Origin of the sequence: Variovorax sp. OK212 (assembly GCF_900112425.1) — a bacterium.
Taxonomy (GTDB): Bacteria; Pseudomonadota; Gammaproteobacteria; order Burkholderiales; family Burkholderiaceae_C; genus Variovorax.
Genome location: NZ_FOLP01000004.1, coordinates 409,197 through 433,974, shown reverse-complemented (window position 1 = coordinate 433,974; position 24,778 = coordinate 409,197). Strand labels below are relative to the sequence as shown.

At 69.6% G+C, this 24,778-nt stretch carries 20 protein-coding genes; 6 read left to right on the top strand and 14 right to left on the bottom strand.

The window, feature by feature from the left end; all coding sequences use genetic code 11:
• Positions 1-3 precede the first annotated feature (3 nt).
• Positions 4-1,272 (top strand): PepSY-associated TM helix domain-containing protein, encoded by a 1,269-nt coding sequence (locus BM004_RS15710; RefSeq protein WP_093214661.1) that lies wholly within the window; start codon positions 4-6, stop codon positions 1,270-1,272.
• A gap of 24 nt (positions 1,273-1,296) precedes the next feature.
• Here the strand turns inward: BM004_RS15710 and gshB are convergent, their stop codons facing one another.
• From gshB to BM004_RS15685, 5 genes are read right to left on the bottom strand one after another with little or no spacing between them, the layout of a single operon-like run.
• Positions 1,297-2,256: a glutathione synthase gene (gshB, locus tag BM004_RS15705; RefSeq protein ID WP_093214658.1), complete on the bottom strand. Its 960-nt coding sequence runs from the start codon at positions 2,254-2,256 to the stop codon at positions 1,297-1,299.
• Complete coding sequence (locus BM004_RS15700; RefSeq protein WP_256219912.1) at positions 2,256-3,575, bottom strand: benzoate/H(+) symporter BenE family transporter; 1,320 nt, start codon at positions 3,573-3,575, stop codon at positions 2,256-2,258. Before BM004_RS15700 ends, gshB begins: the two co-directional genes overlap by 1 nt.
• Before the next feature lie 36 nt (positions 3,576-3,611).
• Complete coding sequence (locus BM004_RS15695; RefSeq protein WP_218152698.1) at positions 3,612-6,113, bottom strand: branched-chain amino acid ABC transporter ATP-binding protein/permease; 2,502 nt, start codon at positions 6,111-6,113, stop codon at positions 3,612-3,614.
• Positions 6,110-6,985, bottom strand: coding sequence for a branched-chain amino acid ABC transporter permease (locus tag BM004_RS15690; RefSeq protein ID WP_093127266.1), 876 nt, complete (start codon positions 6,983-6,985; stop codon positions 6,110-6,112). The genes BM004_RS15695 and BM004_RS15690 overlap by 4 nt, the downstream gene beginning before the upstream one ends.
• 30 nt (positions 6,986-7,015) lie before the next feature.
• Complete coding sequence (locus BM004_RS15685) at positions 7,016-8,212, bottom strand: ABC transporter substrate-binding protein (protein ID WP_093214652.1); 1,197 nt, start codon at positions 8,210-8,212, stop codon at positions 7,016-7,018.
• Between the two features lie 266 nt (positions 8,213-8,478).
• Here BM004_RS15685 and BM004_RS15680 point away from each other — a divergent pair, with 266 nt between their 5' ends.
• The 3 genes from BM004_RS15680 (at position 8,479) to BM004_RS15670 (ending at position 10,701) form a co-directional block, all read left to right on the top strand.
• Entirely contained in the window at positions 8,479-8,907 is a 429-nt protein-coding gene (locus BM004_RS15680; protein WP_093127270.1) for a hypothetical protein, read from the top strand.
• Positions 8,908-8,917: 10 nt separating this feature from the next.
• Positions 8,918-9,841 carry a polysaccharide deacetylase family protein gene (locus BM004_RS15675; protein WP_093214649.1) on the top strand — a complete coding sequence of 308 codons (924 nt, stop codon included), beginning with the start codon at positions 8,918-8,920 and terminating at the stop codon, positions 9,839-9,841.
• A 71-nt stretch (positions 9,842-9,912) separates the two neighbouring features.
• Positions 9,913-10,701 carry a GntR family transcriptional regulator gene (locus BM004_RS15670; RefSeq protein WP_093214646.1) on the top strand — a complete coding sequence of 263 codons (789 nt, stop codon included), beginning with the start codon at positions 9,913-9,915 and terminating at the stop codon, positions 10,699-10,701.
• Between the two features lie 42 nt (positions 10,702-10,743).
• Here BM004_RS15670 and BM004_RS15665 read toward each other — a convergent pair whose 3' ends face one another.
• The 6 genes from BM004_RS15665 to leuS form a co-directional block, all read right to left on the bottom strand.
• The gene (locus BM004_RS15665) at positions 10,744-12,612 is read right to left on the bottom strand and encodes a potassium transporter Kup (protein ID WP_093127278.1); all 1,869 of its coding nucleotides are present in this window, start codon (positions 12,610-12,612) and stop codon (positions 10,744-10,746) included.
• Positions 12,613-12,790: 178 nt separating this feature from the next.
• Positions 12,791-14,125 carry a glutamate--cysteine ligase gene (gene gshA, locus BM004_RS15660; RefSeq protein WP_093214643.1) on the bottom strand — a complete coding sequence of 445 codons (1,335 nt, stop codon included), beginning with the start codon at positions 14,123-14,125 and terminating at the stop codon, positions 12,791-12,793.
• A 126-nt stretch (positions 14,126-14,251) separates the two neighbouring features.
• Positions 14,252-15,544, bottom strand: a complete 1,293-nt coding sequence (locus BM004_RS15655) for a glutamate-5-semialdehyde dehydrogenase (protein ID WP_093214991.1) — start codon at positions 15,542-15,544, stop codon at positions 14,252-14,254.
• Positions 15,545-15,617: 73 nt separating this feature from the next.
• Complete coding sequence (gene holA, locus BM004_RS15650; RefSeq protein WP_093127283.1) at positions 15,618-16,688, bottom strand: DNA polymerase III subunit delta; 1,071 nt, start codon at positions 16,686-16,688, stop codon at positions 15,618-15,620.
• Positions 16,689-16,716: 28 nt separating this feature from the next.
• Entirely contained in the window at positions 16,717-17,262 is a 546-nt protein-coding gene (gene lptE, locus BM004_RS15645) for an LPS-assembly lipoprotein LptE (RefSeq protein ID WP_093214641.1), read from the bottom strand.
• Between the two features lie 11 nt (positions 17,263-17,273).
• On the bottom strand, positions 17,274-19,913 hold the full coding sequence (leuS, locus tag BM004_RS15640; RefSeq protein ID WP_093214638.1) for a leucine--tRNA ligase: 2,640 nt from the start codon (positions 19,911-19,913) through the stop codon (positions 17,274-17,276).
• A 160-nt stretch (positions 19,914-20,073) separates the two neighbouring features.
• On the opposite strand from leuS, the gene BM004_RS15635 reads away from it, so the two are divergent.
• Both BM004_RS15635 and BM004_RS15630 read left to right on the top strand, forming a co-directional pair.
• Positions 20,074-21,048, top strand: a complete 975-nt coding sequence (locus tag BM004_RS15635; protein WP_093214636.1) for a Bug family tripartite tricarboxylate transporter substrate binding protein — start codon at positions 20,074-20,076, stop codon at positions 21,046-21,048.
• Positions 21,041-22,120 carry an NAD/NADP octopine/nopaline dehydrogenase family protein gene (locus tag BM004_RS15630; protein ID WP_093214633.1) on the top strand — a complete coding sequence of 360 codons (1,080 nt, stop codon included), beginning with the start codon at positions 21,041-21,043 and terminating at the stop codon, positions 22,118-22,120. Before BM004_RS15635 ends, BM004_RS15630 begins: the two co-directional genes overlap by 8 nt.
• On the opposite strand, the gene BM004_RS41980 is transcribed toward BM004_RS15630, so the two are convergent.
• The 3 genes from BM004_RS41980 to BM004_RS15615 are packed head-to-tail and all read right to left on the bottom strand — an operon-like array spanning position 22,121 to position 24,684.
• Positions 22,121-22,717: a peroxidase-related enzyme gene (locus BM004_RS41980; RefSeq protein ID WP_093214631.1), complete on the bottom strand. Its 597-nt coding sequence runs from the start codon at positions 22,715-22,717 to the stop codon at positions 22,121-22,123. It lies immediately after the preceding gene.
• On the bottom strand, positions 22,714-23,229 hold the full coding sequence (locus BM004_RS41975) for a CMD domain-containing protein (protein WP_093214628.1): 516 nt from the start codon (positions 23,227-23,229) through the stop codon (positions 22,714-22,716). Before BM004_RS41975 ends, BM004_RS41980 begins: the two co-directional genes overlap by 4 nt.
• Before the next feature lie 3 nt (positions 23,230-23,232).
• A complete protein-coding gene (locus BM004_RS15615) occupies positions 23,233-24,684 on the bottom strand; it encodes an NAD(P)-binding domain-containing protein (protein WP_093214625.1) in 1,452 nt (483 codons plus the stop codon).
• Positions 24,685-24,778 lie beyond the last annotated feature (94 nt).

Genomic DNA, 24,778 nt, shown 5'->3' with positions numbered 1-24,778 from the left:
GCCATGCGCGCCTTCGCGACCGCGGTGCACCGCTGGGCGGGACTGGCGGTCGCGCTGTTTCTCGTCGTCTCGGGCCTGACCGGCGCCGTCATCTCGTGGGACCACGAGATCGACGGCTGGCTCAACCGCACGCTCTACGACACCCCCGCGCGCGGCCCGTTCAAGGACCCCTTCGAACTGGCCGCCGCCGTCGAATCCCACGACCCGCGCGCGCGGGTCGCCTACCTTCCGCTGGGCTTCGAAGAGGGCCATGCGGCCGGCTACTTCGTGCAGCCGCGCACCGACCCCGCCACCGGCAAGCCCTACAGGCTCGGCTACAACCAGGTCTTCGTCGACCCGGTCACGGCCGAGGTGCGCGGGCGGCGCGACGCCAGCGCCGTCTCGCTCAAGCCCGAGACGCTGATGCCCTTCCTGCGCAAGCTGCACTACATGCTGCACGTGCCGGCGATGTGGGGCAGCGACCGCGTCGGCTGGTGGATCATGGGCACGGTGGCGCTGGTGTGGCTGCTCGACAGCTTCGTGGCGCTCTACCTGACCCTGCCGCGCCGGCTGCGCAAGGCGGTGCAGCCCGAACACAGGCCCCCTGCCGCGTGGTGGCAACGCTGGAAGCCGGCTTGGACCGTGCGCTGGGCCGCCGGCGGCTACAAGCTCAACTTCGACCTGCACCGCGCGGGCGGGCTGTGGGTCTGGCTGCTGATCATCGTCATCGCCTTCACCTCGTTCTCGCTGAACCTCTACAAGGAAGTGTTCTACCCGGTGCTGTCGCTGGTCTCCAAGACCACGCCGGGGCCCTCGGCGCTGGTGCCGCTCGCGCCGCTGGGCACGCGCATCGAGCCGGTCATCGGGTTTCGCGAGGTGGTGGCCCAGGCCGACGCCGAGGCACGGCGCCGCGGCTGGACCACGCCGCTGGGCGGCGTGTTCTACAACGCGCGCGGCGGCTTCTACAACGTGTCCTTCTTCGACCACGCCACGCACGACGACAGCGACGGCATGGGCCTGTCGAACCTGTACGTCGACGGCCGCGACAGCCATGTCATCGGCAGCAACCGGCCGTGGCACGGCACCGCGGCCGACGTGTTCTCGCAGTTGCAATTGCCGCTGCACGGCGGGCGCATCCTCGGCCTGCCGGGGCGCATCCTGATGTCGGCGATGGGGCTGCTGGTGGCGATGCTGTCGGTCACCGGCATCGTCATCTGGGCACGCAAGCGGCGCTCGCGCGTGCTGCAGCAACGGCGTCAGCGCAAGGCCGGCGCGCCGCTATCTTTTCGATAGTGCACCACGCACGCCGGACGTGCGTCAGCGGCCTTTTTGACTCAGATGCGCTTCCAGCGCATCGATGAACATCTTCGGCACGTCGAAGCCGGTCTGCTCGGTGATTTCCTGGAAGCAGGTCGGGCTGGTCACGTTGATCTCGGTGACCGAGTCGCCGATCACGTCGAGCCCGATCAGCAGCAGCCCGCGCGGCGCCAGCGCGCGGCCCACGGCCTCGGCGATCTCGCGGTTGCGCGCGGTGAGCGGCTGGGCCACGCCCTTGCCGCCGGCGGCCAGGTTGCCGCGCACCTCGGTGCCCTGCGGAATGCGCGCCAGCACGAAGGGTGCCGGCTCGCCCGCGATGATCAGGATGCGCTTGTCGCCCTGCACCACCTCCGGCACGAAGCGCTGAACCATGATGGTCTCGGCGCCGTCCTTGTTGAGCGTCTCGACGATGGAGCCCAGGTTCAGCGCGTCCTGCTTCACGCGGAAGATGCCCATGCCGCCCATGCCGTCGAGCGGCTTGAGGATGATGTCGCCGTGCTCCGCGTGGAAGTCGCGCACGGCCTGCGCGCTGCGCGTGACCAGCGTGGGCGTGACGAACTGCGGAAACTCCATGATCGCGAGCTTCTCGGGGTGGTCGCGCAGCGCGCGTGGCGAGTTGACCACCTGCGCGCCCTCGCGCTCGGCCTGCTGCAGCAGGTGCGTGGCGTAGATGTACTCGGCGTCGAAGGGCGGGTCCTTGCGCATCAGCACGGCGTCGAAGTCCTTCAGCGCCTTCGACTCGGCGATGTCGACCGTGTACCAGTCCTTCGCGTCGCCCGTGAGCGTGATCTGCTGCACGTTGGCCGTCACCTGGCCGCCCGATTTCCACTGGACGTCCTGCGGCAGGCAGGCCGCGATGCGATGGCCGCGGCGCTGCGCCTCGCGCATCATCGAGAAGGTCGTGTCCTTGTAGATCTTGAACTGGTCGAGCGGATCGGCGACGAAGAGGATGTTTTTCATCAGGTGTTCTTTCCGGCGCCGGGAACGGCAGCCTCAGGGGTATCGGGCGCGATGTTGCCGGAAGCGGCGATGTCCTTGCCGGCGGGGGCCTTTTCAGGCTGCTTTTCCAGATGCCGCGGATGTCGCTCGCGGCCGATCTGCTGCACCGCCAGCGCCACCGCCCCGGCCACCACGCCCCAGAAGGCCGAGCCGATGCCCGCCAGCGTGACGCCCGAGAGCGTCACCAGGAAGGTGATGAGCGCCGCCTCGCGGTGCGATTCGTCGCGCACCGCGGCCGCCAGCCCGCCGCCGATGGTGCCCAGCAGCGCCAGCCCGGCAATGGCCGCGACCAGTTCCTTGGGGAACGCGGTGAGCAGGCCCGTGACGGCCGCGCCGAACAGCCCGATCACCACGTAGATGGCGCCGCAGCTCACGGCCGCCGTGTAGCGCCGCGCCGGGTCTTCGTGCGCCTCGCGGCCCATGCAGATGGCCGCGGTGATGGCGCTCAGGTTCAGCGCGAAGGCGCCGAAGGGCGCCAGTACCAGCGTGGTCAGCCCGCTGATGGTGATGAGCTTGCTGACCGGCAGCTCGCCATAGCCGGCCGCGCGAATGGCCGCCACGCCCGGCAGGTTCTGCGAGGCCATGGTCACCACGAACAGCGGCAGCGCCAGGCTCACGATGGCCTGCCAGGTGAAGACCGGCAGGGTGAACACCGGCCAGGTGAGCGAGAAATGCACCGCCGACCACGCCAACTGGCCGCGCGCCGCCACGTAGACGATGGCCACCAACAGCGTGAGCGGCACCGCGTAGCGCGGCAGCAGCCGCTTGGTGACGAGGTAGGTGCCCAGCATCAGCAGCACCAGAGGCAGCGCGGTTTGCGCCGCGATGAAGGCGCCCAGCCCGAAGCGCGCCAGCACGCCCGCGAGCAGCGCGGAGGCGATGGCCATGGGAATCCTGTTCATCACGCGCTCGAACCAGCCGGTGGCGCCCGCCAGCACCATCAGCACCGCGCAGACGATGAAGGCGCCCACCGCCTCGTTCATGCTGTAGCCCATGCCGGCCACCGCCAGCACGGCCGCGCCGGGCGTGCTCCAGGCGATCATCACGGGCTTGCGCCACCACAGCGAGGGCAGCGCCGACGCCAGCCCCATGCCGATGCCCAGCGCCCACATCCACGAGGCCGCCATCTCCGGCGTGGCGCCGAAGGCCTGGGCGGCCTGGAACACGATGGCCACCGAACTCGTGAAACCCACGAGCACGGCGACGAAGCCCGCGGTGAAAGCCGAGAGGCTCAGATCCTTGAAAAAACGCATCGCGCGATTGTGCCGGGAGGCCGACACAGCCGCATCGGGCGGCTTCAGGGGCTCAATCAGCGCTCAGCCGGCGCCCAGGTAAGCCTTGGCCAAGGCACCGTCCGCGGCGATTTCGGCCGCGCTGCCCTGCGCCACGATGCGCCCGCCTTCCATCACATAGGCGCGGTCGCACAGTGCCAGCGCCAGCGCCGCCATCTGGTCGACCAGCAGCACGGTGAGGCCTTCGGCGCGCAGCGCGTCGAGCGCCTCGAACAGCTCCGCGATGATCTTCGGCGCCAGCCCCAGCGAGGGCTCGTCGAGCAGCAGCACGCGCGGCCGAGACATCAGCCCGCGCGCAATGGCCAGCATCTGCTGCTCGCCGCCCGACAGCAGCCCCGCGCGCTGGTGCAGCCGCTCGCGCAGGCGCGGGAAGCGCCCGAGCATCGCCTCGGTGCGCGCGTCGATGTCGCGGCCGTCGAGGAACGCGCCCAGGCGGATGTTGTCGCGCACGCTGAGCTCGGGGAACACCTGGCGTCCTTCGGGCACCAGCACCAGCCCGCGCGCCACGATGCGTTCGGCCGGCAGGCCCGCGAGCTCGGTGCCTTCGAGGTGGATGCCGCCCTGCACCGGCCGGTGCAGCCCGGCCAGCGAGCGCATCAGCGTCGACTTGCCCGCGCCGTTGGCGCCCAGCAGCGCCACCAGTTCGCCGCGCCGCACGCGCAGGTCGATGCCGTGCAGCACCGGCTCCGCGCCGTAGCCCGCCACCAGCGCGCCGATGCCGAGCACCTCGGGCGCGTCCGCCGCCAAGGCGGGACGCGGGGCCTTGGTGGATGCGCCGGCCGTCAGCGCTTCGCCCAGGTAGGCCTTGCGCACCGCCGGGTCGGCCTGGATCGCGGCGACGTCGCCCACGGCCAGCCGCTGCCCGGCATCGAGCACCACGAGGTGGTCGGAGATGCCCATGACCAGCTCCATGTCGTGCTCGACCAGCAGCACGCCGATGCCAGCCGCCGCGATGCGCTGCAGCAGCGCAGCGAGCTGCGTCTTGTCTTCGCGCGAGAGGCCGGCCGCGGGCTCGTCGAGCAGCAGCGCCTGCGGCGACGTGGCCAGCGCGCGTGCGATCTCCACGAGCCGGCGGTCGACGTGCGCGAGGTCCGCCGCCGGCGTATCAGGCGAACCGGCATAGCCGCAGAAGGCCAGCAGCTGCCGCGCCTGCGCGCGCGCTGCGCCCGAGCGGTAGCGCCGCGCGCCGAGCAGCGGCCCGAGCGTGCCGCGCCCCAGCGCAAGCGCCACGTTGTCTTCCACGCTGAGGCTGCCGAAAAGCTGCGAGGTCTGGTAGGTGCGCGCCACGCCGGCGCGCGCGATGCGAAAGGCGCGCAGCCCCTGCAGCGGCGCCTCGCCCAGCCGGAAGCCGCCGCCCGTGGGCCTGTAGAAGCCGCTCAGCATGTTCAGCACGGTCGTCTTGCCCGCGCCGTTCGGCCCGATCAGGCTGGTGATGCCGCCCGCGTGCGTGCCGAAGGCCAGGTCGCTCACGGCGCGCACGCCGCCGAACTGCATCGTGAGGCCGTCGGTGCGGATCGGTGCGCCGGCCTGGCGCGGCGGCAGGCCGGTGCCGTCGGCTTGCAGCGGCACCGCCGGCGGACGCTTCGCGAACCGCGCCGTCACGCGCCGCCACAACCCTGCGGCACCGTCCGGTGCCGCCCACAGCACGACCAGCAGCAGCAGGCCGAAGAACAGCAGCCGGTATTCCTCCAGGCTCGCCAGCACCTCGGGCAGCAACGCCACCACCAGCGCGCCCACCACCGGCCCGGCGACCGAGCCGGCGCCGCCGATCATCACCACCAGCACGAACAGGATCGACTGCCCGAAGCCGAAGGTGTGCGGCGTGACGAAGCCCGACAGCGGCGCGAACAGCCCGCCCGCCGCGCCCGCGCACAGCGCCGACAGCGCGAAGGCCACCGTCTTGATGCGCAGCGGGTCGAGCCCGACCGACTCGGCCGCCGTCTCGCTGTCGCGCACCGCGCGCATCGCCGCGCCCCAGCCGCCGCGCGACAGCAGCGCGAAGGCCACGAGCGCCACGCCCGCCGTGAGCACCGCCAGCATCGCCGCGGCGCGCTCGCCCTGCGCCAGGCCGAAGAGCGACGGCCCCGCGATGCCCATGATGCCGTTCTGCCCGCCCGTGAGGTCGCGCGCCTCGACGATGGCGTGCTCCACGATGAAGCCGAAGGCGATGGTGATCATCGCGAGGTAAGGCCCCTTCGCGCGCAATGCAGGCAGTGCCAGCAAGGCGCCCATCGCGCCCGCAATGAGCGCGCCCACCGGCCATGCGGCCCAGAAGCTCCAGCCGGCCTTGCTCGTGAGGATGGCGACCGCGTACGCGCCGATCGCATAGAAGCCCACGTGCCCGAACGACATCTGCCCCGTGAGCCCGAGCAGCACGTTGAGCCCGATGCCCACGATCGCGAACAGCGCGACGTTGGCCAGCACGAAGACGTAGTAGCCGTTGACCGTGGCCGCGAGCGCCACGCCCGCCGCCATGGTCAGCACGAGCCCGATCAGCGCGGGCCAGCGCATGCCGGCGGCGCTCATACCTTCTTCACCGCCGCGCGGCCGAAGAGCCCTTGCGGCCGCAGCGCCAGCACCACGATCACCAGGCCGAAGGTCAGGATCTGCGTGTAGCCCGAGCCCAGCGTGGCGGTGATGAGCGCCTCGGCCAGGCCGAACAGCAGCCCCGCGCCCATCACGCCCCACGCGCTGGTGATGCCGCCCAGGATGGCGACCGCGAAGGCCTTCAGGCCGAACAGCGTGCCCATGTCGGCCTGCACGTTGAACAGCGGCGCGATCAGCACGCCCGCCACGCCCGCGAACACGGCCGACAGCGCAAAGGCCGCGGCCACCGCGCGCCGGATCGGAATGCCCATGAGCCGCGCGGCCGCCGGGTTCTGCACCACGGCCAGCATGCCCACGCCCCAGCGCGTGCGCCGCGCCACCACGTGCAGCGCGGCAGCCAGTGCCAGCCCCGCCACCGGAATCAGCAACTGCAGCGGGTACACGCCCAGCCCCACGTCGCCGACCTGCAGCGGCGTGACCGCCAGCGGCGACGGCAGGCTGCGCGGCTCCTTGCCGAAGGTGAACATCACGAGGTTGTCGACCACGATGCCGAGCGCCACCGTGGCCATGAGCCAGGCCTCGGAGCCGCGGCTCGCGAACGGGCGCACCGCCACGAACTCGACCACCAGCCCATACACGCCGCACAGCGCGAGCGCCACCGCGATGGCCAGCGGCATCGGCCAGCCCAGCGTCCGCGCGAGCCAGAAGGTGAAGACCGCGCCCAGCATCATCGCGCTGCCCTGCGCGAAGTTGACGGTGCCCGAAACGGCGTAGGTGACGTAGAAGCCCAGGGCGATCAGCCCGTACATGCTCCCCAGCCCCAACCCGCTGATCCATGCGGAAAGCAGCATTGCGCGCGGTCCTCTTTCTTGCCTGCCGGCTTACTTCGACGCGACCATGCCCACGGGCAGGATGCGGTTGTCGATGAACTGCGCCCACACGTAGTCGCCGGCGGTCACGGCGTCGTGCACCGCGGGCGAGAAGGGCTTGTCGTAGGTCTTGATGAGGCCTTCGTACCTGCCGATCTTGTAGAAGCCCTGGCGCACCGCGTCGCCGTCGGTGGAGCCCGCGGCGGCGATGGCCAGCGCGGCCAACTGCATGCCGTCGTAGGCGTTGGCCACGCCCACGGCGGGCGTGATGTCGTCCGGGCCCTTGATGGCCGGGTACTTGGCCTTGAGCGCGGCGATCACCCGCTCGCCCACCGGCGACTGCTTGCCGAAGAAGCTGTAGGTCTGCACGAAGTGCACGCTCTTGCCGTTGGGACCGGCCAGCTCGGTGAAGCGGCCGCCCGCCGGGCCCCAGTGCGACACGATGGGCACCTGCCAGCCCATGCGGTCGAGCGACTTCACCACCTGCGCCGACGGGCCGACGTTGCCGACCATGAAGAGCGTGTCGGCGCCCGCGGCCTTCAGGCGCGTGAGCTGCGGCACCACGTCGACGTCGTTGCCGTCGAACTTCTCCACGCCCACGGCCTTCAGGCCCTTGGCGGCGAGCGCGGCGTGCAGGCCCTTCTCGTTCGATTCGCCCCACGGGTTGTTCACCAGGATCATGCCGAACTTGCTCGACTTGAACGTCTTCTGCGCGTAGTCGAGCATGCCCACGTTGACGATCTCGTCGACCGCCGATACGCGGAAGGCGTAGTTGGGGTTGGCGCCGTTCTTGGTGATGGGCGTGCCCGCGGCCCAGGGGCCCATGAAGGGCGTCTTCTCCTGGTTGGCAACGGGCACGATGGCCATCGACACCGGCGTGTCGAGCCCGCCGAACAGCACGGCCACCTTCTCCTTGAAGATCAGTTCGCGCGCGGCCACCACGCCCTTGGCGGGGTTGGCCTCGTCGTCGCGGCGCACCAGCTCGAGCTTGCGCCCGCCCAGCAGGCCGCCCTTGGCGTTGATCTCGTCGATGGCCACCGCGAGGCCGCGCGTGATGGCTTCACCGGCCAGCGCCGACTGGCCCGACAGCGCCGTGACCAGGCCGATCTTGATGGGCTCGGCGGCGAACGAGGCGCCGTGCGAAAGGCAGGCGGCGGCAACGGCTGCAAGGCACAGCGTGCGGCGGTGGAAGCGAAGCGGGTGGGTCATTGACGGGCTCCTGGTTCGAAAGAAAGAGGGAAAGACGGTGGAGGGACAGTGGAGGGACAGCGGCGACGCACCCATCGAGGTGCATCGGAATGCGCCGAAGCGACCGGCTCGAACCGGATGCAAGCGGCATGCCAAGTTAACAATTTGAATTAGAAATTGTCGACAATCTGAAATTCATCGTGTAGACAATCAGGCACGGGAATTGCACGATTCCCGCCACCGCAGCCGCCATGCACCGCCATGGCCCACAAAGACCGGAGAACCTCATGGACACGCCCGCTTCGCAAGACACCCCCCTGCTCGACCCCGCCGCGGTGGTCGACGAGTTCCTTCGCCTGGTGATGATTCCCGACCCGCAGTCGGCCTCGCGCTTCACCGCGCCCGGCATCCGCATCCGCTTCACCGGCAACCGGCCGATGAGCGCGCCGGGCGACACCTCGGCCTTCAATGCCAAGCGCTATGCGTGGGTCAAGAAGAAGATCGAGCGCACCGAGACGGTGGCCGGCGGCACGCCCGAGGAAACCGTGGTCTACAGCCTCGGCACGCTGTACGGCGCGTGGCCCGACGGCACCGCCTTCGAGGACAACCGCTACGTCGACCGCTACGTGGTGCGCCACGGCCTCATCGTGCAGATGGACGTGTGGAACGACAGCGCCGAATGGCTGCTGGTGCGCGCCGGCCTCGCGGTGCTGTGAGGCCGCGGGCATGACGACGCGCTGGCCCGAGCGGCTTCCCACGCACGACCGCTTCGACTACCGCCCCATCACGCGGCGGCCCGACTACGTGTGGCCCAACGGCGCGCGGCTGGCGGTGTACCTGGGCTTCAACGTCGAGCACTTCGCCTTCGGCGACGGGCTGGGCGCCTGCATCGGCCCGGCCTCGCCGCAGCCCGACGTGCTCAACCACGGCTGGCGCGAGTACGGCAACCGCGTGGGCGCGTGGCGCTGCCTGGAGCTGTTCGACGCGCTCGCGCTGCCGACCGGCGCGCTGGTCAACACCGCGCTGTACGACCACTGCCCGGAACTGGTGCGGGCACTGGTGGCGCGCGGCGACGAGCTCATCGGCCACGGCCACAGCAACGCCGAACGCCAGGGCGTGCTCGACGAAACACACGAGCGCGCGCTGCTGCAGCGCTGCCGCGAACGCATGGTGCGCGAGAGCGGCCAGGCGCCCGCGGGGTGGCTCTCGCCCTGGATCTCGGAGAGCGCCGTCACGCCCGACCTGCTGGCCGAGACCGGCTACAGCTACACGCTCAACTGGTGCCATGACGACCAGCCGATTCGCATGCGCACGCGCGGCGGCGGCTCGCTGTGGTCGGTGCCGTACCCGCAGGAGCTCAACGACATCCCGATGATCGTCGGGCGCCTGATGGACGCGAAGGACTTCAGCGCGATAGTGGTCGACAACTTCGAGGAGATGCTCGGCCAGTCGCGCGCGCAGCCGCTGGTGATGGGCCTTGCGCTGCATCCGTACATCGTGGGCCAGCCTTACCGGCTGCGCCACCTGCGCACCGCGCTGGCGCACCTGGCGCATGCGCGCGACCGCGGCGACATCTGGTTCACCACGCCGGGCGAGATCGCCTCGCACATGGCGCGGCTCGCGCTGGAACGGCCAGGCGCGTTCGACTGAGACGCTCGCAGCGCGTGGCAGGCGGAGGCGCTCGATAATCGGCGCGTTCCCCACCGCCTGCCTTCCATTCCATGGCCCGTTCCCCCTCGCCGCCGAAGCCCGCCGCAAGGCCCGCCAGCAAGCCCGCCACCAGGCCTGCCACCAAGGGCAAACCGTCTTCCCTTGCCGAAGCCGCCGCGCCGGCAGCCGATGACGGCGACATCGAGGAGCGCATCTACCGCTCGGTGTTCGAAGGCGTGACCCGCCAGCGCCTGGCGCCCGGCACCAAGCTGCCCGAGGCCTCGCTGTGCGAGCTGTTCGGCGTGAGCCGCGCGCTGGTGCGCAAGGTGCTGCAGCGGCTCGCGCACGACCACATCGTGGAGCTGCGGCCCAACCGCGGCGCCATCGTCGCGATGCCTTCACCGGAGGAAACGCGGCAGATCTTCGAGGCGCGCCGCGCCTTGGAGGCCGCGCTGGTGCGCATGGCGGTGCGCAACGCGACCAAGGCCGAAGTGGCCGAGCTGCGGCGGCACCTGAAGGAAGAGCACGCGGCAATGCACCGCTACACGCAGCCCGACTGGGCGCGGCTCGCGAGTTCGTTCCACCTGCGCGTGGCGCGGCTCGCGCGCAACCCGATCCTGGAGCGCTATTTGAGCGAGCTCATGTCGCGCTGCTCGCTGATCGTGGCGCTGTACGAGCCGCCCGGCAATGCCTCGTGCGAACACGACGAGCATGCGGTGGTGGTCGATGCGATCGCGCGGGGCGACGAAGACACCGCGGTGCGCGCGATGGAGGAGCACCTGCTGGTGCTCGAACGGAACATTGCGCTGGACCGTCCGGCGTCGCAGCGCAGCCTGGGGCAGATGCTGGGGCTGGGCTGAGCCAAGCCCCAGGGCCCAGGGCCCAGGGCCCAGGGCCGCGCCTCAGATCTCGATCTTCGAGCCCAGTTCCACCACCGCGTTGTTCGGCAGGCCCAGGAAGGCCGCCGCGCCGCTGGCGTTGTGGTGCATCTGCGCGAACAGCTTCTCGCGCCACGGTGCCATGCCGCTGCCCAGCGTGGGAATCACCACGTCGCGCGACAGGAAGTAGCTGGTGGTCATCGGCTCCAGCTGGCAGCCGCGCATGCGCGCGTTCTCCAGCGCGCGCGGCAGGTCGATGTCGTTCTTGAAGCCGTAGTGCACGATCACCTGCCAGCAGTGGTTGCCCAGCGCGTCGATCTCGATGCGCTTGTCCATCGGGATCCAGGGCACCTCGTGGTTGCGCACGGTGACGAACATGTTCTGCTCGTGCAGCACCTTGTTGTGCTTGAGGTTGTGCAGCAGCGCGTTGGGCACGGTGCCGGGCTCGGCCGTGAGGAACACGGCCGTGCCTTCCACGCGCACCGGCGGGCTCACGAACACGGAGTCGAGGAAGGACTTGAGGTCGATCGCGTCGGCATGCTGCGCCTCGCCCATCAGCCGGCGGCCTTCCTTCCACGTGATCATCAGCGTGAAGACGAAGCCGCCGATCATCAGCGGGAACCAGCCGCCCTCGAACAGCTTGAGCAGGTTCGAGGCGAAGAACATGAAGTCGACGAAGAAGAACACGGCCGTGGAACCGACGCACAGCAGCAGCGGCAGCTTCCACGCGTAGCGGATCACGAAGAAGGTCAGCACCGTGGTGATCAGCATGTCGGTGGTCACGGCGATGCCGTAGGCCGCGGCCAGGCTGCTCGACGAGCGGAACATCACCACCGCCAGCACGATGGCCACGAACAGGCCCCAGTTGACCAGCGGAATGTAGATCTGGCCGGCCGTGCGCACGCTGGTGTGCTCGATGTTCAGGCGCGGCAGGTAACCCAGCTGGATGACCTGGCGCGTGACGCTGAAGGCGCCGGTGATGAGGGCCTGCGACGCGATCACCGTGGCCGCGGTGGCCAGCAGCACCAGCGGCACCAGCGCCCATTCGGGGGCCATCATGAAGAACGGGTTCTTCACCGCCTCGGGGTTCTCCAGCAGCAGCGCGCCCTGGCCGAAGTAGTTCAGCGTGAGCGCGGGCATCACGACCGAGAACCACGCCACGCGGATCGGGCGCTTGCCGAAGTGGCCCAGGTCGGCGTACAGCGCCTCGGCGCCGGTCACGCACAGCACCGTGGCGCCCAGCAGGATGAAGCTGGTGCCGGGGTTGTCCCAGATGAACTTCAGCGCATAGAACGGGTTCAGCGCCTTCAGGATTTCAGGGTGGTGCAGGATCTGCGACACGCCGAGCACGGCAATGGCCAGGAACCACACCAGCGTGACCGGCCCGAAGAACTTGCCGATGCCCGCCGTGCCGCGCTTCTGCACCACGAAGAGGCAGAACAGCACGACCAGCGTGAGCGGAATGACGTAGTGCGAGAAGTGCGGCGACACCACCTCCAGGCCCTCGACCGCGGAGAGCACCGAGATCGCCGGGGTGATGACCCCGTCGCCATAGAAAAGAGAAGTGCCGAAGATGCCTACCACCAGCAGCACGTGGCGCAGCCTGGGTTTGTCGGCCACCGCGCGGGACGCCAGCGCGAGCATGGCCACGAGGCCGCCCTCGCCTTCGTTGTCCGCGCGCAGCACGAGCACGACGTACTTGATGGAGACGATGACGGTCAGTGTCCAGAAGAACATCGACAGGATGCCGTAGACGTTCTCGACGGTGAACGGCACATGGCCGTGACCGAACACTTCCTTGACGGCGTACAGCACGCTGGTGCCGATGTCGCCATAGACGACGCCGATGGCGCCGACGATGAGGCCGGCTGAGAGAGATTTGGGGGCTGACACGAAGTCGATGGGAAAAGGGCAGGCTGCTGGTGTCGGCGCGTCAGACGCGCCGGGGTGCGATGGAGGCGAACTTTAGTTCACCTCGGTGCCCCTCCCGCCCTTTTTTTTCCGTTGCTGTGGGGCCGCTATTCTGCCGTTGCCTGGGGGCGGCGCAAGTCGCCGCAGCCCGGCCCCACAATCATTCGTAGATTTCGGCGTCCGGGTCGGTCGCTTCCATCTCGTAGCTGGCGGCCACCATGGCCAGCCGCCCGACCACGCCGTACATGTAGAAGCGGTTGGGTGCACTGGCGCCAGGCTTGGCGCCGGGCTGAGGCAAGTGCGCACTCTCGGAGAACGCCAGCGGCACGAAGCTCGCGCCCGGCAGCTTGAGGTTCTCGTCGGCCGCCTGCTCGGCGTGCACGCGGTAGAAGCCGCCGACCACGTAGCGGTCCATCATGTAGACGACCGGCTCGGCCACGCCGTTGTGCACGCGCTCGTTGGTGAGCACGCCTTCCTGCACGATCAGTTCGGTGGGTTCGCGCAGATCGCGCGGTTCACGCGACAGGCTCGCCCGGATGGTCGCGGCGGGCGCGCTGCTGGCGCCGCGCGACTTGCCGATCAGCAATTCGACGTCCTTGGCATCGCGCACCGTCACCACGCCCGGGCTGCCGCTGCCGCTGTGGCCGCCCTTGACGACCACGAACGGCTTCTCGTTGATGCCGTATTCCTTGTACTTGCGGCGCACCTTGGTGAGCACCGCGTCCACGTGGCTGGTCAGCACGTCGATGCCGCGGCCTTCGGCCACGTCCACGCCTTCGGCGCGCGCATAGATCGGGTTGATGAGCCAGGGGTCGATGCCCAGCAGCTTGCCGAAGCGCTTGGACAGCTCTTCGTAGCTGTGCAGGTGGTTGCTCTTGCGGCGCACCGACCAGCCCGCGTGCAGCGGCGGCAGCAGGTACTGCTCGTGCAGGTCCTCGAGGATGCCGGGCGTTCCCGCGGAAAGCTCGTTGTTGAGCAGAATTGTGCAGGGATCGAAGTTCTTCAGGCCCAATCGGCGCTTGGTGCGCACCACCGGCTCGAGCGTCACGGTGTCGCCGTTGGGCAATTCGATCTTCTTGGGCGACTTGATGGCCGGGTCGATCGACCCGATGCGCACGTTGAGCCCCGCCATATGGAAGATGCGCACCAGTTGCGCGACGTTGGCCAGATAGAAGGTGTTTTTCGAGTGGTTCTCGGGAATGACGAGCAGGTTGCGCGCTTCCGGGCAGATCTTCTCGATGGCGGCCTGCGCGGCTTGCACGGCCAGCGGCAGCATTTCCTTGGTGAGGTTGTTCCAGCCGCCCGGGAACAGATTGGTGTCCACCGGCGCGAGCTTGAAGCCCGCGTTGCGGATGTCCACGGCGCTGTAGAACGGCGGCGTGTGCTCCATCCACTCGAGCCGGAACCAGCGCTCGATGGCGGGCATCGAGTCGAGCACCCGCTGCTCCAGTTCGTTGATCGGGCCGGTCAGGGCGGTGACGAGATGCGGAACCATGCGGCGGCCTTGTTGGTTTTGTGCTTAAAGGTGGAGCGGAATTGTAGGATTTGGGGATGGCCGCCCCAATGACAAGACCGGACAGGGCGGACTTGGTTCAACCCGTCCGCCTTGCACGGCAACGCCTCAGCTGCGGACTTCGCCTTGCCCGAGCACCACGTACTTGAGCGAGGTCAGTCCTTCGATGCCCACCGGGCCCCGGGCGTGGAACTTGTCGGTGCTGATGCCGATTTCGGCACCCAGCCCGAACTCGAAACCGTCCGCGAAGCGCGTGCTTGCATTGACCATCACGCTGGCCGAATCGACCTCGCGCAGGAAGCGCTGCGCGTGCACGTGGTCGCGCGTGACGATCGCGTCGGTGTGGTGGCTCGAGTAGCGGTTGATGTGGGCGATGGCCTCGTCCACACCCGACACCACCTTGATGCTGATGACCGCGGCGAGGTATTCCTCGGACCAGTCGGACTCCACGGCGTCGAGCACCTTCGCCTGCGGGCTGGCCGCGCCGTCGGCTCGCAGGATGGCGGCGGCGGCTGGGTCGCAGCGCATTTCCACGCCCTTGGCCGCGAAGATGGCGGCGATCTCGGGCAGGAAGTCTTCCGCCACCGTGGCCGACACCAGCAGGCCTTCGGCGGCGTTGCAGGGGCTGTACTTCTGGGTCTTGGCGTTGTCGACGATGCGCAGCGCCATGTCGAACTCGGCCGTGTCGTCCACGTAGACGTGGCAGTTGCCGTCCAGGTGCTTGATGACCGGCACCTTGGCGTCGCGGCTGATGCGCTCGATCAGGCCCTTGCCGCCGCGCGGAATGATCACGTCGACGAATTCGGGCATGGCGATCAGCTGGCCGACGGCTTCGCGGTCGGTGGTCTGCACCAACTGCACCGCGTCGACCGGCAGGCCGGCTTCGGCCAGCGCCTCGGACACCAGCAGCGCCAGCGCCTTGTTCGACTCGATGGCTTCCGAGCCGCCGCGCAGGATGGCCGCGTTACCGCTCTTGATGGCCAGGCTCGCGGCCTCGATGGTCACGTTGGGGCGGCTCTCGTAGATCATGCCGAAGACGCCGATCGGCACGCGCATCTGGCCCACGCGGATGCCGCTGGGCTGTTGCTTCATGCCGATGATCTCGCCGATCACGTCGGCCATGCCCGCGAGCTGCTCGCAGCCCAGGGCCACGGTCTCGACGACCTTGGGCGTGAGCTTGAGGCGGTCGACCATCGGCGCCGAGAGGCCGGCGGCCGTGGCGCGCTCCAGGTCTTTCTGGTTGGCGGCGGCCAACGCCGGGCCGGCGTCGCGAAGGCGCCGGGCGAGGGCCTTCAATGCTATGTTTTTGGTAGCTGCATCCGCACGGGCCATGAGGAATGCAGCGGCTTTGGCTTGCAGACCCAGGGTCTGCATGTGCTCGCTGACGTTGAACGCGTTCATGCGCGGCATTTTCCCACGCCGATACGTCGTCCGGCTGACGGAGGCTTTTTGATGCCTCGAGCCATCCGGAGGGTCAGGCCCTGCGCGGCGCCGCCGCGCTGCTGCAGGCACGGCACAGCATCAACGCCAGACGCTGCAAGGCCTGCCAGCCGCTGGCGGGCCAGTCGGGCTGCTTCAAGCCCTTGACGATGCCGTCCACCAGGTGGGCGGCGCGCAGCAGGCGCGCCAGCATGCGGTCGTCCAGCCGCGGCAGCACGCGTTCGAAGGCGCGCTCGCGCGGGCCCCAGATGCGGTTCTCGCGCAGCGCCATCGGCAGCGGGCGGCCCGACGCCATGGCGTCCTTCACGCGCTTGAGCGCACGGATGTCCTCGGCGATCGTGTAGTGCACCAGCACCTCGGCCTCGCCCTCGGCCTGCAGGCCGTCGAGCATGCGCGCCACGCGCTGCGGGTTGCCGGCCAGCACCGCCTCGGAGAGCTTGAACACGTCGTAGCGCGCCACGTTGTTCACGGCGCCTTCGACCTGCTCCCAGCTCAGCTCACCGGCCGGATGCAGCAGCGCGAGCTTCTGGATTTCCTGGTGCGCGGCGAGCAGGTTGCCCTCCACGCGGTCGGCGAAAAACTGCAGCGTGCGCTGGCCTTCGTCGCCGGGCATCACGCGCTGGCCCTGCTGGCCCAGGCGCTGCGCGATCCATTGCGGCAGCGCGTTGCGCTCGATCGGGTCGACCTGGATGCTCGCGCCGTTGTTCTCCAGCGCCGAGAACCAGGCGCCGGTGCGCGTGGCCTTGTCCAGGCGCGGCAGCATCACCAGCGTGAGCGTGCTGTCGTTGCCGGGCGCGGCCTCGGCCAGGTGCTGCAGCGCGGCGCTGCCGTCCTTGCCGGGCTTGCCCGACGGAATGCGGATCTCGACGATCTGCTTGTCCGCGAACAGCGAGAGCGAGCCGCCCGCGGCGAGCACCGCGCTCCAGTCGAAATGCGCGCCGGCGGCGGTGTACGAGCTGCGCTCGGTGTAGCCCTGCGCGCGCGCGGTGGCGCGGATGGCGTCGGCCGCTTCCTGCGCGAGCAACGGCTCGTCGCCGTGGATCGTGTAGAGCGGCTTGAGGCCCTTCTGCAGGTGGGCCCCGAGTTGGGCGCTGGCAAGTTGCATGGAGATGGAATGGCCGGAGCGCGCGGGCTCAGAGTTCCTTGACGGCGGCCAGGCGGCGCATCAGCTGCTGCGCGATGTCCGACTGCATGTCGCGGAACAGCAGGTCGGCTTCGCCTTCCTTGGCCAGCGCGTTGGTTTCGTTGAAGCTCAGGTCGCGCGTCTGCGAGACCTCGGTGGCCGGCAGCAGGTCCTTGCCGCCCGGGGTGCGCAGGCGAAAGCGCACGCGCAGTTGCAGCTGCAGTTCGCGCACCAGGCCGGCGGAATTGGTCGAGATGACGAATCGGTTGCGGTCCTCGCCCAGGATCTCGAGCACCACGTCGGCCGTGGAAGCCGGGGCCGGACTGCCGGCAACCGGCGCGTCGGTGGACACCAGCGTCACGGTGCCGGTCGCCCGCAGTTCGCGCCGGATCTGGTTGATCATGGCCGAGTTGCCCGACACCGACAGCGTCTTGAATGCGAAGACCGGCGCCTTGCGCAGCTCGAAGCCGCACCCGGCCAGGCCGAGCGAGGCGCCCGCCGCCGTCAGACCGAGGAGAAAGCCGCGGCGCGGCAGCGAGACATTGCGAGTGTTCATGCTTGAGTCGTTCAAATGACCACGTTGACCAGGCGGCCGGGAACCACGATCACGCGCTTGGGCTGCGCGCCCTCGGCGAAGGTGACGAAGTCGTCGCAGGCCAGCGCGAGCTTCTCGATCTCGTCCTTGGAGGCACCGGCCGGCACCAGCAGCTTGCCGCGCAGCTTGCCGTTGACCTGCAGCATCAGCTCGATCTCGTCCTGCACCAGCGCGCCCACGTCGACCGTCGGCCAGGCCGCGTCGAGCAGGCCGCCCAGGCCGCCCAGGCCGCTGTCGTAGCCGAGTTCGTTCCACAGCTGCTGGGCGATGTGCGGCGTGGCCGGGTACATGCAACGCAGCAGGATGCCGAAACCTTCGCGCAGCGCGGCCGCGTCGCCCTTGCTGCCGTCGGGCTTGAAGCCTTCCAGCGCGTTGAGCAGCTTCATGGCGCCCGACACCACCGTGTTGTATTGCATGCGCTGGTAGTCGTAGTCGACCTGGCGCAGCACGGTGTGCACCTCGCGGCGCAGCGCCTGGGCGCCCTTGCCGAAGGCCTGGCCGGCCAGCGCGACCGGGGCCACGTCCGCCTGCGCGGCGCCGAAGTTCCACACGCGGCGCAGGAAGCGGTAGCTGCCTTCCACGGCCGCGTCGTTCCACTCGAGCGTGGCTTCGGGCGGCGCGGTGAACATGGTGTACAGGCGGGCGGTGTCGGCGCCGTACTTTTCGATCAGGTCCTGCGGGTCGACGCCGTTGCGCTCGCTCTTGCCCATCTTGCCCACGCCGCCGTACTCGACCTTGGTGCCGTCGGCGGTGGTGCCGCCGGTGATGCGGCCCTGCGCGTCGAGCACGGTCGTGACCTCGGTGGGCGGGAAGTAGTCCTTGCCGCCCTTCTCGTTGCGCTTGTAGAAGATGTGGTTGAGCACCATGCCCTGCGTGAGCAGCTTGCTGAAGGGCTCGTCGGCCTTCACCAGGCCCAGGTCGCGCATGACCTTGGTCCAGAAGCGTGCGTACAGCAGGTGAAGAATGGCGTGCTCGATGCCGCCGATGTACTGGTCCATCGGCATCCAGTAGTCGGCGCCGCCGGCCACCATGGCCTCGTCGTTCTTCGGGTCGCAGTAGCGCATGAAGTACCACGAGCTGTCCACGAAGGTGTCCATCGTGTCGGTCTCGCGCCGCGCGGCCTTGCCGCACACCGGGCAGACCACGCCGGCATGGAAGCCTTCGTGCTTGTTCAGCGGGTTGCCGGAACCGTCGGGCACGCAGTCGGTGGGCAGCACCACCGGCAGGTCCTTCTCGGGCACCGGCACCGCGCCGTGTTCGTCGCAATGGATGATCGGGATCGGCGTGCCCCAGTAGCGCTGGCGGCTCACGCCCCAGTCGCGCAGGCGCCAGGTGGTCTGCAGCTCGCCCAGGCCCTTCTGGCCCAGCGCATGCGCCACGGCGGCCACGGCCTCCTTGTAGGTCATGCCGCTGAAGTTGTCGGAGTTGATGGTCACGCCGCGCGTCTTGTCGCCGTACCAGTCCTGCCACTTGTGATAGTCGAAGTGCGGCTCGTCGTCCACCAGCACCACCTGGATGATCTCGATGCCGTACTTGTTGGCGAAGGCGAAGTCGCGCTCGTCGTGCGCGGGCACGCCCATCACGGCGCCGTCGCCGTAGTTGATCAACACGTAGTTGCCGACCCACACCGGCACCTGCTCCTCGGTGATCGGGTGCGTCACGGTGAGGCCGGTGGGCACGCCCTTCTTTTCCTGCGTGGCCAGTTCGGCCTCGGTGGTACCGCCGTTCTTGCACTCCTCGATGAAGGCCGCGACCTTCGGGTCGAGCGTGGCGGCGTGGGCGGCCAGCGGGTGCTCGGGCGCCACGGCGCAGAAGGTGACGCCCATGATGGTGTCGGCACGCGTGGTGAACACGTACATGCGGCCGTCCTGGATGGGCTGGCCGCTCGCGTCCTTGATGTCATGCGTGAAGGCGAAGCGCAGGCCTTCGCTCTTGCCGATCCAGTTCTCCTGCATCAGCTTGACGCGCTCGGGCCAGCCCGGCAGCTTGTGCTGGGTGTGCTCGAGCAGTTCTTCGGCGTAGTCGCTGATCTTCAGGTAGTAGCCCGGGATCTCGCGGCGCTCGACCGTGGCGCCGGTGCGCCAGCCCTTGCCGTCGATCACCTGCTCGTTGGCCAGCACGGTCTGGTCGACCGGGTCCCAGTTCACGACCTGGGTCTTGCGGTAGGCAATGCCCTTTTCGAGCATCTTCAGGAACAGCCACTGGTTCCACTTGTAGTAGCTCGGGTCGCAGGTGGCGATCTCGCGGCTCCAGTCGATCGCCAGGCCCATGGCCTGAAGCTGGCCCTTCATGTAGGCGATGTTCTCGTAGGTCCACTTGGCCGGCGGCACGCCGTTCTTCAGCGCCGCGTTCTCGGCCGGCAGGCCGAAGGCGTCCCAGCCCATGGGCATCAGCACGTTGTAGCCGCTCATGCGCAGGTAGCGCGTGAGCATGTCGTTGATCGTGTAGTTGCGCACGTGGCCCATGTGCAGCTTGCCGCTGGGGTACGGCAGCATCGAGCAGGCGTAGTACTTCTTGCGGCTCGCGTCCTCGGTGACGCGGTAGGCATCGGCGGCGCTCCATTGCGCCTGGGCAGCGGACTCGACGTCGCTGGGTTTGTAGCTGGGATTCATGGCGGTTCGGCAAGAGCCCGGCGCAAGGCGGCCGGGAACGCGGGATTATCGCGCCCGGGAGAAAGCCCCGGAGCGCAGACTCTAGACTTGGGGCTCGTAACCCGCGTGTTGCGCGAGTAACGCCTGCCGCCCGGCAGGTTTTCGCACCGGCTGGAACACCATGACACTGCGCCTGAAACACCTCGCCCTGGCCCTCGCGGCTGCCGCCGGCCTTGCCGCCACGCCCCTGTGGGCCCAGCAGAACGACAAGCCCCTGCGCATCGTGGTGCCCTTCGCCACCGGCGGCGCGCAGGACATGATCGCCCGCTACCTGGGCGCCAAGCTGACCGACAAGCTGGGCCAGCCGGTCATCATCGACAACAAGGCCGGCGCCGGCGGCATCGTGGCCGCCGACGCGGTGGCCAAGGCGACCGACGGGGCCACGGTGCTGCTGGCCACCGGCGGCGCGGTGACTATCGCCCCCCATCTGCAGTCCAAGCTGCCCTATGACCCCGTGCACGAACTGGTGCCGGTGGCGCTGGTGGCCGACACGCCCATGACGCTGTCCGTGCGCACCGAAAGCCCCTACAAGACGGTGGCCGACGTGCTGCGCGACGCCAAGGCCCGCCCGGGCCTCGTCACTTACGCCTCGACCGGCAACGGCACCGTCTCGCACCTGACCGGCGCGTTGCTGGCCCAGGCCAGCGGCGTGGAGCTGCTGCACGTGCCCTACCGGGGCGCCGCCCCCGCCATGACCGACCTGCTGGGCGGGCAGGTGGCAACCATCGTGACCAGCGTGGCGTCCATCGAGCCGATGGTCGCCAGCGGCAAGGCGCGCGTGCTCGGCACCTTCTCGCGCGTGTCGCTGCCCAGCATGGGCTCGGCGCCCACCATCGGCGAGGCCACGAAGCTGCCGGGCATGGAAGTGCCGGTCTGGGTCGGCGTGATGGCGCCGGCGCGCATGCCGGCCGCCAGCGTCGAAAAACTGTCGGCCGCCCTGGTCGAGGTGTGCAACCTGCCGGAAACGAAGCAGCGTTTCGCCCAGCTGGGCGCGGTCAACACCTGCGGCGGCCCGGCCGCGCTGGGCAAGGTCGTGGCGGAAGACAGCCAGCGCTGGGCCAAGGTGATCAAGCAGGGCGGGATCAAGGTTGACTGAGGTTCCGGGCGAAAAATACCGCGTCGGCATCGCGGGCGCCGGCGCCATTGCGCTGGCCAGCGCGGCCTGGCTGCGGCGGGCGGGCCACGGTGTCACCGTGTGGTCGCCGGGCGGCCGGGGGGCCGACGCGTTGCGCACGCAGCCGCTGGAAGCCGGCGGCCTGCAGTCCTTTTCGGTGAGCGTCGAGGTCGCCGGCGACGCGGCCGGGCTCTGCGCCGCCTCCGACGTGCTGCTGCTGGCCCTGCCCGTCAACGGCCACAAGCGCGTGATGGACGCCCTGCTGCCCTTCCTGCGCGACGGCCAGACGGTGATCGTCAGCTCGATGGCCTCGCTGTCGTCGCTCTATCTGCACGAGGCGGCGCTGCGCGCCGGCCGGCAGGTCACGGTCGCCAGTTTCGGCACGACCGTGCTGACCGCGCGCCGCGAGTCCGGCACGCAGGTCAGGGTGATGACGCGGCGCAAGGCCGTCGGCGTCTCCGCCCTGCCCGCGGCCAGGGCGCACGAGGCGGTCGCGCTGTGCACCGCGCTGTTCGGCGACGGCTTCTCGGTGCAAGGCAGTGCGCTGGCCAGCGCGCTGGCCAACGTCAACCCGCAGTCGCACGGCCCGCTCGCGGTCTTCAACTGGACCCGCATCGAGCGCGCCGAGAACTGGCCGCAGTACCACTGCATGACGCCCGGCGTGTCGCGCGCGATCGAGGCGCTCGACCGGGAGCGGCGCGCCGTGGCGGCCGCCTTCGGCATCGAGGTCGGCCCCATCGAGGCGCATTTCGCGCGCTCCTTCGGCACCGCGTCGGAAAAACTCGCGGACATCGCCGCCGAGCTGCACGCCAAGCGCGGCGGCCCGCCCGGCCCCACGCAGGTCGACACCCGCTACGTGACCGAAGACATGCCCTACGGCCTGGCGTTCGTCGAGGCACTGGGCGCCATGGCCGGCGTGCCGACGCCCGCGACCCGCACCATCGTGGATGCGGCCTCGCTGGTCAACGGCATCGACTACCGGCGCGAGAACGACCTGCTCGAGCCGCTGGGCCTGGCCCGCGAGACCGTGGCCGGGCTGCTGGCCCGCCTGTGACTATGAAGCAGAGGCTTCGGGGAACACCGGTTCCCCGAGGTTGAGCATCAGCCGGTTGGCCCAGGCGAACAGGGCCACCGAATGGACCAGGTCGAGAATCTCGAGCTCGCCCAGCCCGGCCGCCTTCAGCGCCCGGATGTCCTCGGGCGACACCTTGTCGGGCTCGGCGCCCAGGCGGATCGAGAACGCGACGATGGCCTGCTCGCGCGGCGTGGTGCCGGCCGTGGCGGGCTCCTCGAACACCTGCGAAATCACGTCGTCGCGCCTGGCCAGCTGCGCGAAGCGCTGTGCATGCACCGACGCGCAGTACACGCAGCCGTTCACGCGCGACTCGACCGTGGCGCCCAGCTCGCGCTCGGCACGCGGCAGGCCGCCCGGCGCGAACATGATCGCGTTGAAGGCGATGGAGCGCTGCAGCAGGATCTCGGGCTGGTGCGCCAGCACCAGGAAGTACGGCGAGGTGCGCGCCTGCGGGCTCATCTCGTCCAGCGCCGCCAACTGGGTCGGCGTGGCGGTGTCGACGTTCACCGTGTCGAGCCATGGCTTCCACTTGAGCACGTCGGTGGTGAAGCCGTTGATTCGGATCGGGGTGCTCATGCGCTCACCTCCGCGGCGGCCAGCGCCTGCAGGCCGGCGGCCAGGCGGATCTGGTACGACAGGAACGCGATCAGCTGGCTCATCGCCACGATGGCGGGCGTCGACAGGCCGCTGTCGGCCAGCGACTGCACCGCCGCCCGGTCGCCCTCGATCGGGCGCTGGATCAGCTTGCCGGTGAAGGCCAGCACGGCCTGCAGGCGCGCGTCGGCCACGGGCTCGCCGGCGTCCACCGCGGCAATCAACGGCTCGCCGGCGCCCTCGGCCACCAGCCGGTCACGGTACTGCGCGGCCAGGCTGTCGGCCTTCGACACGCGGCAGGCATGCAGCGCCACCAGCAGGCGTTCCTGCACCGTCAGGCCTTCGACGGCCGGGGAAAACATGGCGTCGTGGCTGCCTTGGGTGGCGGCCACGACCTTCTCGCGCTGGCGCCGCAGCGCCCAGGTGGGGTGGCCGGGCGCCAGCGCCACAATTGCGTCGATCACGTCGATCACGTCGGGAATGCTTGTCGTCATCGGTCAGTTTCTTTCTTGCGGCGGCAGCGCGGGCGTCCATTCGTCGCCGAACAGCTCCGGCTCGGCGTAGGCCTCGAGGTAGGCGTAGTGGTGGTCGAAGTCTTCGCGGTAGAACAGGCTGGCGATGCCGCCGGCCAGGCGCCTGGCGCCTTCGCTGATGGCCGGGATGTCGCCCGACACCGTGCCGTGCGACAGCGCCGCCGGATAGCAGAAGCAGTGGATGCGCGACAGCCCCGGGCAGTCGCCCGGCACGCGCTCCTGGAATTCGAACACCGGCCCGAGGTCGGGCGAATCGGCCAGCTCCTGGTCTTCGTCGCCGGGCGCGGGCGTGAAGCGGTCCTTCCAGGTGCGAACGAAGGGGGCGATGCCGGCGAACTCCGGGCGGTGTTCCCAGTCGACCTTGAAGCCGGTCGAGACGATCAGGAAGTCGAATTCGAAGTCGCCCTTGGGCGTCGACACGCGCATCGCCTCGCCCTGTTGCGCGACCGACAGCACCGGGCAGCCGAAGTTGAAGAAGGCATGGGGATGGCGCGACACCCGCAGCGTGCTGCCGTGCGGCGGCGGCACGTTCAGCACGTTGATGTAGTGGCGCACGCGCCACTTGAGCGCGTCCGGCAGGTCGTAGTGCCCCTGCGTGAGGCCGGGCACGCCCGCGCCCTTGCCCTTGTTGACGCGCGGCAGGTCGGCGCGGCGGATCAGCAGTTCCACGCTGCGCGCGCCGGCTTCCAGCGCGGTCGCCGCGCTGTCCATGGCCGAGGAGCCCGCGCCGATCACGCCCACGCGCAGGCCCTTGAGCCGGCCGTAGTCCATCTCGTCGGACGAATGCGCCCACTTCGAGCGCGGCAGTGCGTCGACGAACGCCGGCACCGACGGCCCGCCGAGGCCGTCGCGCCCGGTGGCCAGCACGACGCGGCGCGCCAGCACGCTGCGTGGGCCTTGCGGCGTGCGCAGCGCGAGCCGCACGCCGGTGGCGTCGGGCAGCGGGTGAATGCCGGTCACCGTGGTGTCGTTGCGCACGTCCACGCCCATCACGCGGCGGTACCAGACCAGGTAGTCCATCCACTGCAGGCGCGGGATCTTGTCCATCGCCACCCAGGCCTCGCGCCCGAACTGGGCCTCGAACCACGCGCGGAAGGTGAGCGCGGGCAGCCCCATCGCCGGGCCGGTGAGTTCCTTGGGCGAGCGCAGCGTCTCCATGCGCGCCGTGGTCGCCCACGGGCCTTCGCTGCCGGCGGACGAGCGGTCGAACACCACGGGGCGGATGCCCTGCTGCATCAGCGCGACCGAGGCGGCGAGGCCGGCCTGGCCGCCGCCGATGATGGCCACGTCGAGCAGGGTCTCGCCATTCGCTTGCCGCGGCGGCATCCAGTTGCGGCCGGGCCAGCCGATGTAGTCGAGGTCCTGGGCGAGCCGTGCTTCGAGCGCGGCGAGGGAAGAAACGGAATCTGAGGTCATGTAAAAAAACGGCAACGGCGCCCAGTGTAGAAAGCTTCACGGACCGCCGGCGCGCGACCGTGGCGCGCGCAAGCCGTATCACTGCGGCATCACT

Bases quoted from the DNA above. Each gene is read 5' to 3' on its own strand.
- BM004_RS15710 (WP_093214661.1), top strand. From the start codon at position 4: ATGCGCGCCTTCGCGACCGCGGTGCACCGCTGGGCGGGACTGGCGGTC.
- gshB (WP_093214658.1), bottom strand. From the start codon at position 2,256: ATGAAAAACATCCTCTTCGTCGCCGATCCGCTCGACCAGTTCAAGATC.
- BM004_RS15695 (WP_218152698.1), bottom strand. From the start codon at position 6,113: ATGAGCGCCGCCGGCATGCGCTGGCCCGCGCTGATCGGGCTCGTGCTG.
- BM004_RS15690 (WP_093127266.1), bottom strand. From the start codon at position 6,985: ATGCTGCTTTCCGCATGGATCAGCGGGTTGGGGCTGGGGAGCATGTAC.
- BM004_RS15685 (WP_093214652.1), bottom strand. From the start codon at position 8,212: ATGACCCACCCGCTTCGCTTCCACCGCCGCACGCTGTGCCTTGCAGCC.
- BM004_RS15680 (WP_093127270.1), top strand. From the start codon at position 8,479: ATGGACACGCCCGCTTCGCAAGACACCCCCCTGCTCGACCCCGCCGCG.
- BM004_RS15675 (WP_093214649.1), top strand. From the start codon at position 8,918: ATGACGACGCGCTGGCCCGAGCGGCTTCCCACGCACGACCGCTTCGAC.
- BM004_RS15670 (WP_093214646.1), top strand. From the start codon at position 9,913: ATGGCCCGTTCCCCCTCGCCGCCGAAGCCCGCCGCAAGGCCCGCCAGC.
- gshA (WP_093214643.1), bottom strand. From the start codon at position 14,125: ATGGTTCCGCATCTCGTCACCGCCCTGACCGGCCCGATCAACGAACTG.
- BM004_RS15655 (WP_093214991.1), bottom strand. From the start codon at position 15,544: ATGAACGCGTTCAACGTCAGCGAGCACATGCAGACCCTGGGTCTGCAA.
- holA (WP_093127283.1), bottom strand. From the start codon at position 16,688: ATGCAACTTGCCAGCGCCCAACTCGGGGCCCACCTGCAGAAGGGCCTC.
- lptE (WP_093214641.1), bottom strand. From the start codon at position 17,262: ATGAACACTCGCAATGTCTCGCTGCCGCGCCGCGGCTTTCTCCTCGGT.
- leuS (WP_093214638.1), bottom strand. From the start codon at position 19,913: ATGAATCCCAGCTACAAACCCAGCGACGTCGAGTCCGCTGCCCAGGCG.
- BM004_RS15635 (WP_093214636.1), top strand. From the start codon at position 20,074: ATGACACTGCGCCTGAAACACCTCGCCCTGGCCCTCGCGGCTGCCGCC.
- BM004_RS41980 (WP_093214631.1), bottom strand. From the start codon at position 22,717: ATGAGCACCCCGATCCGAATCAACGGCTTCACCACCGACGTGCTCAAG.
- BM004_RS41975 (WP_093214628.1), bottom strand. From the start codon at position 23,229: ATGACGACAAGCATTCCCGACGTGATCGACGTGATCGACGCAATTGTG.
- BM004_RS15615 (WP_093214625.1), bottom strand. From the start codon at position 24,684: ATGACCTCAGATTCCGTTTCTTCCCTCGCCGCGCTCGAAGCACGGCTC.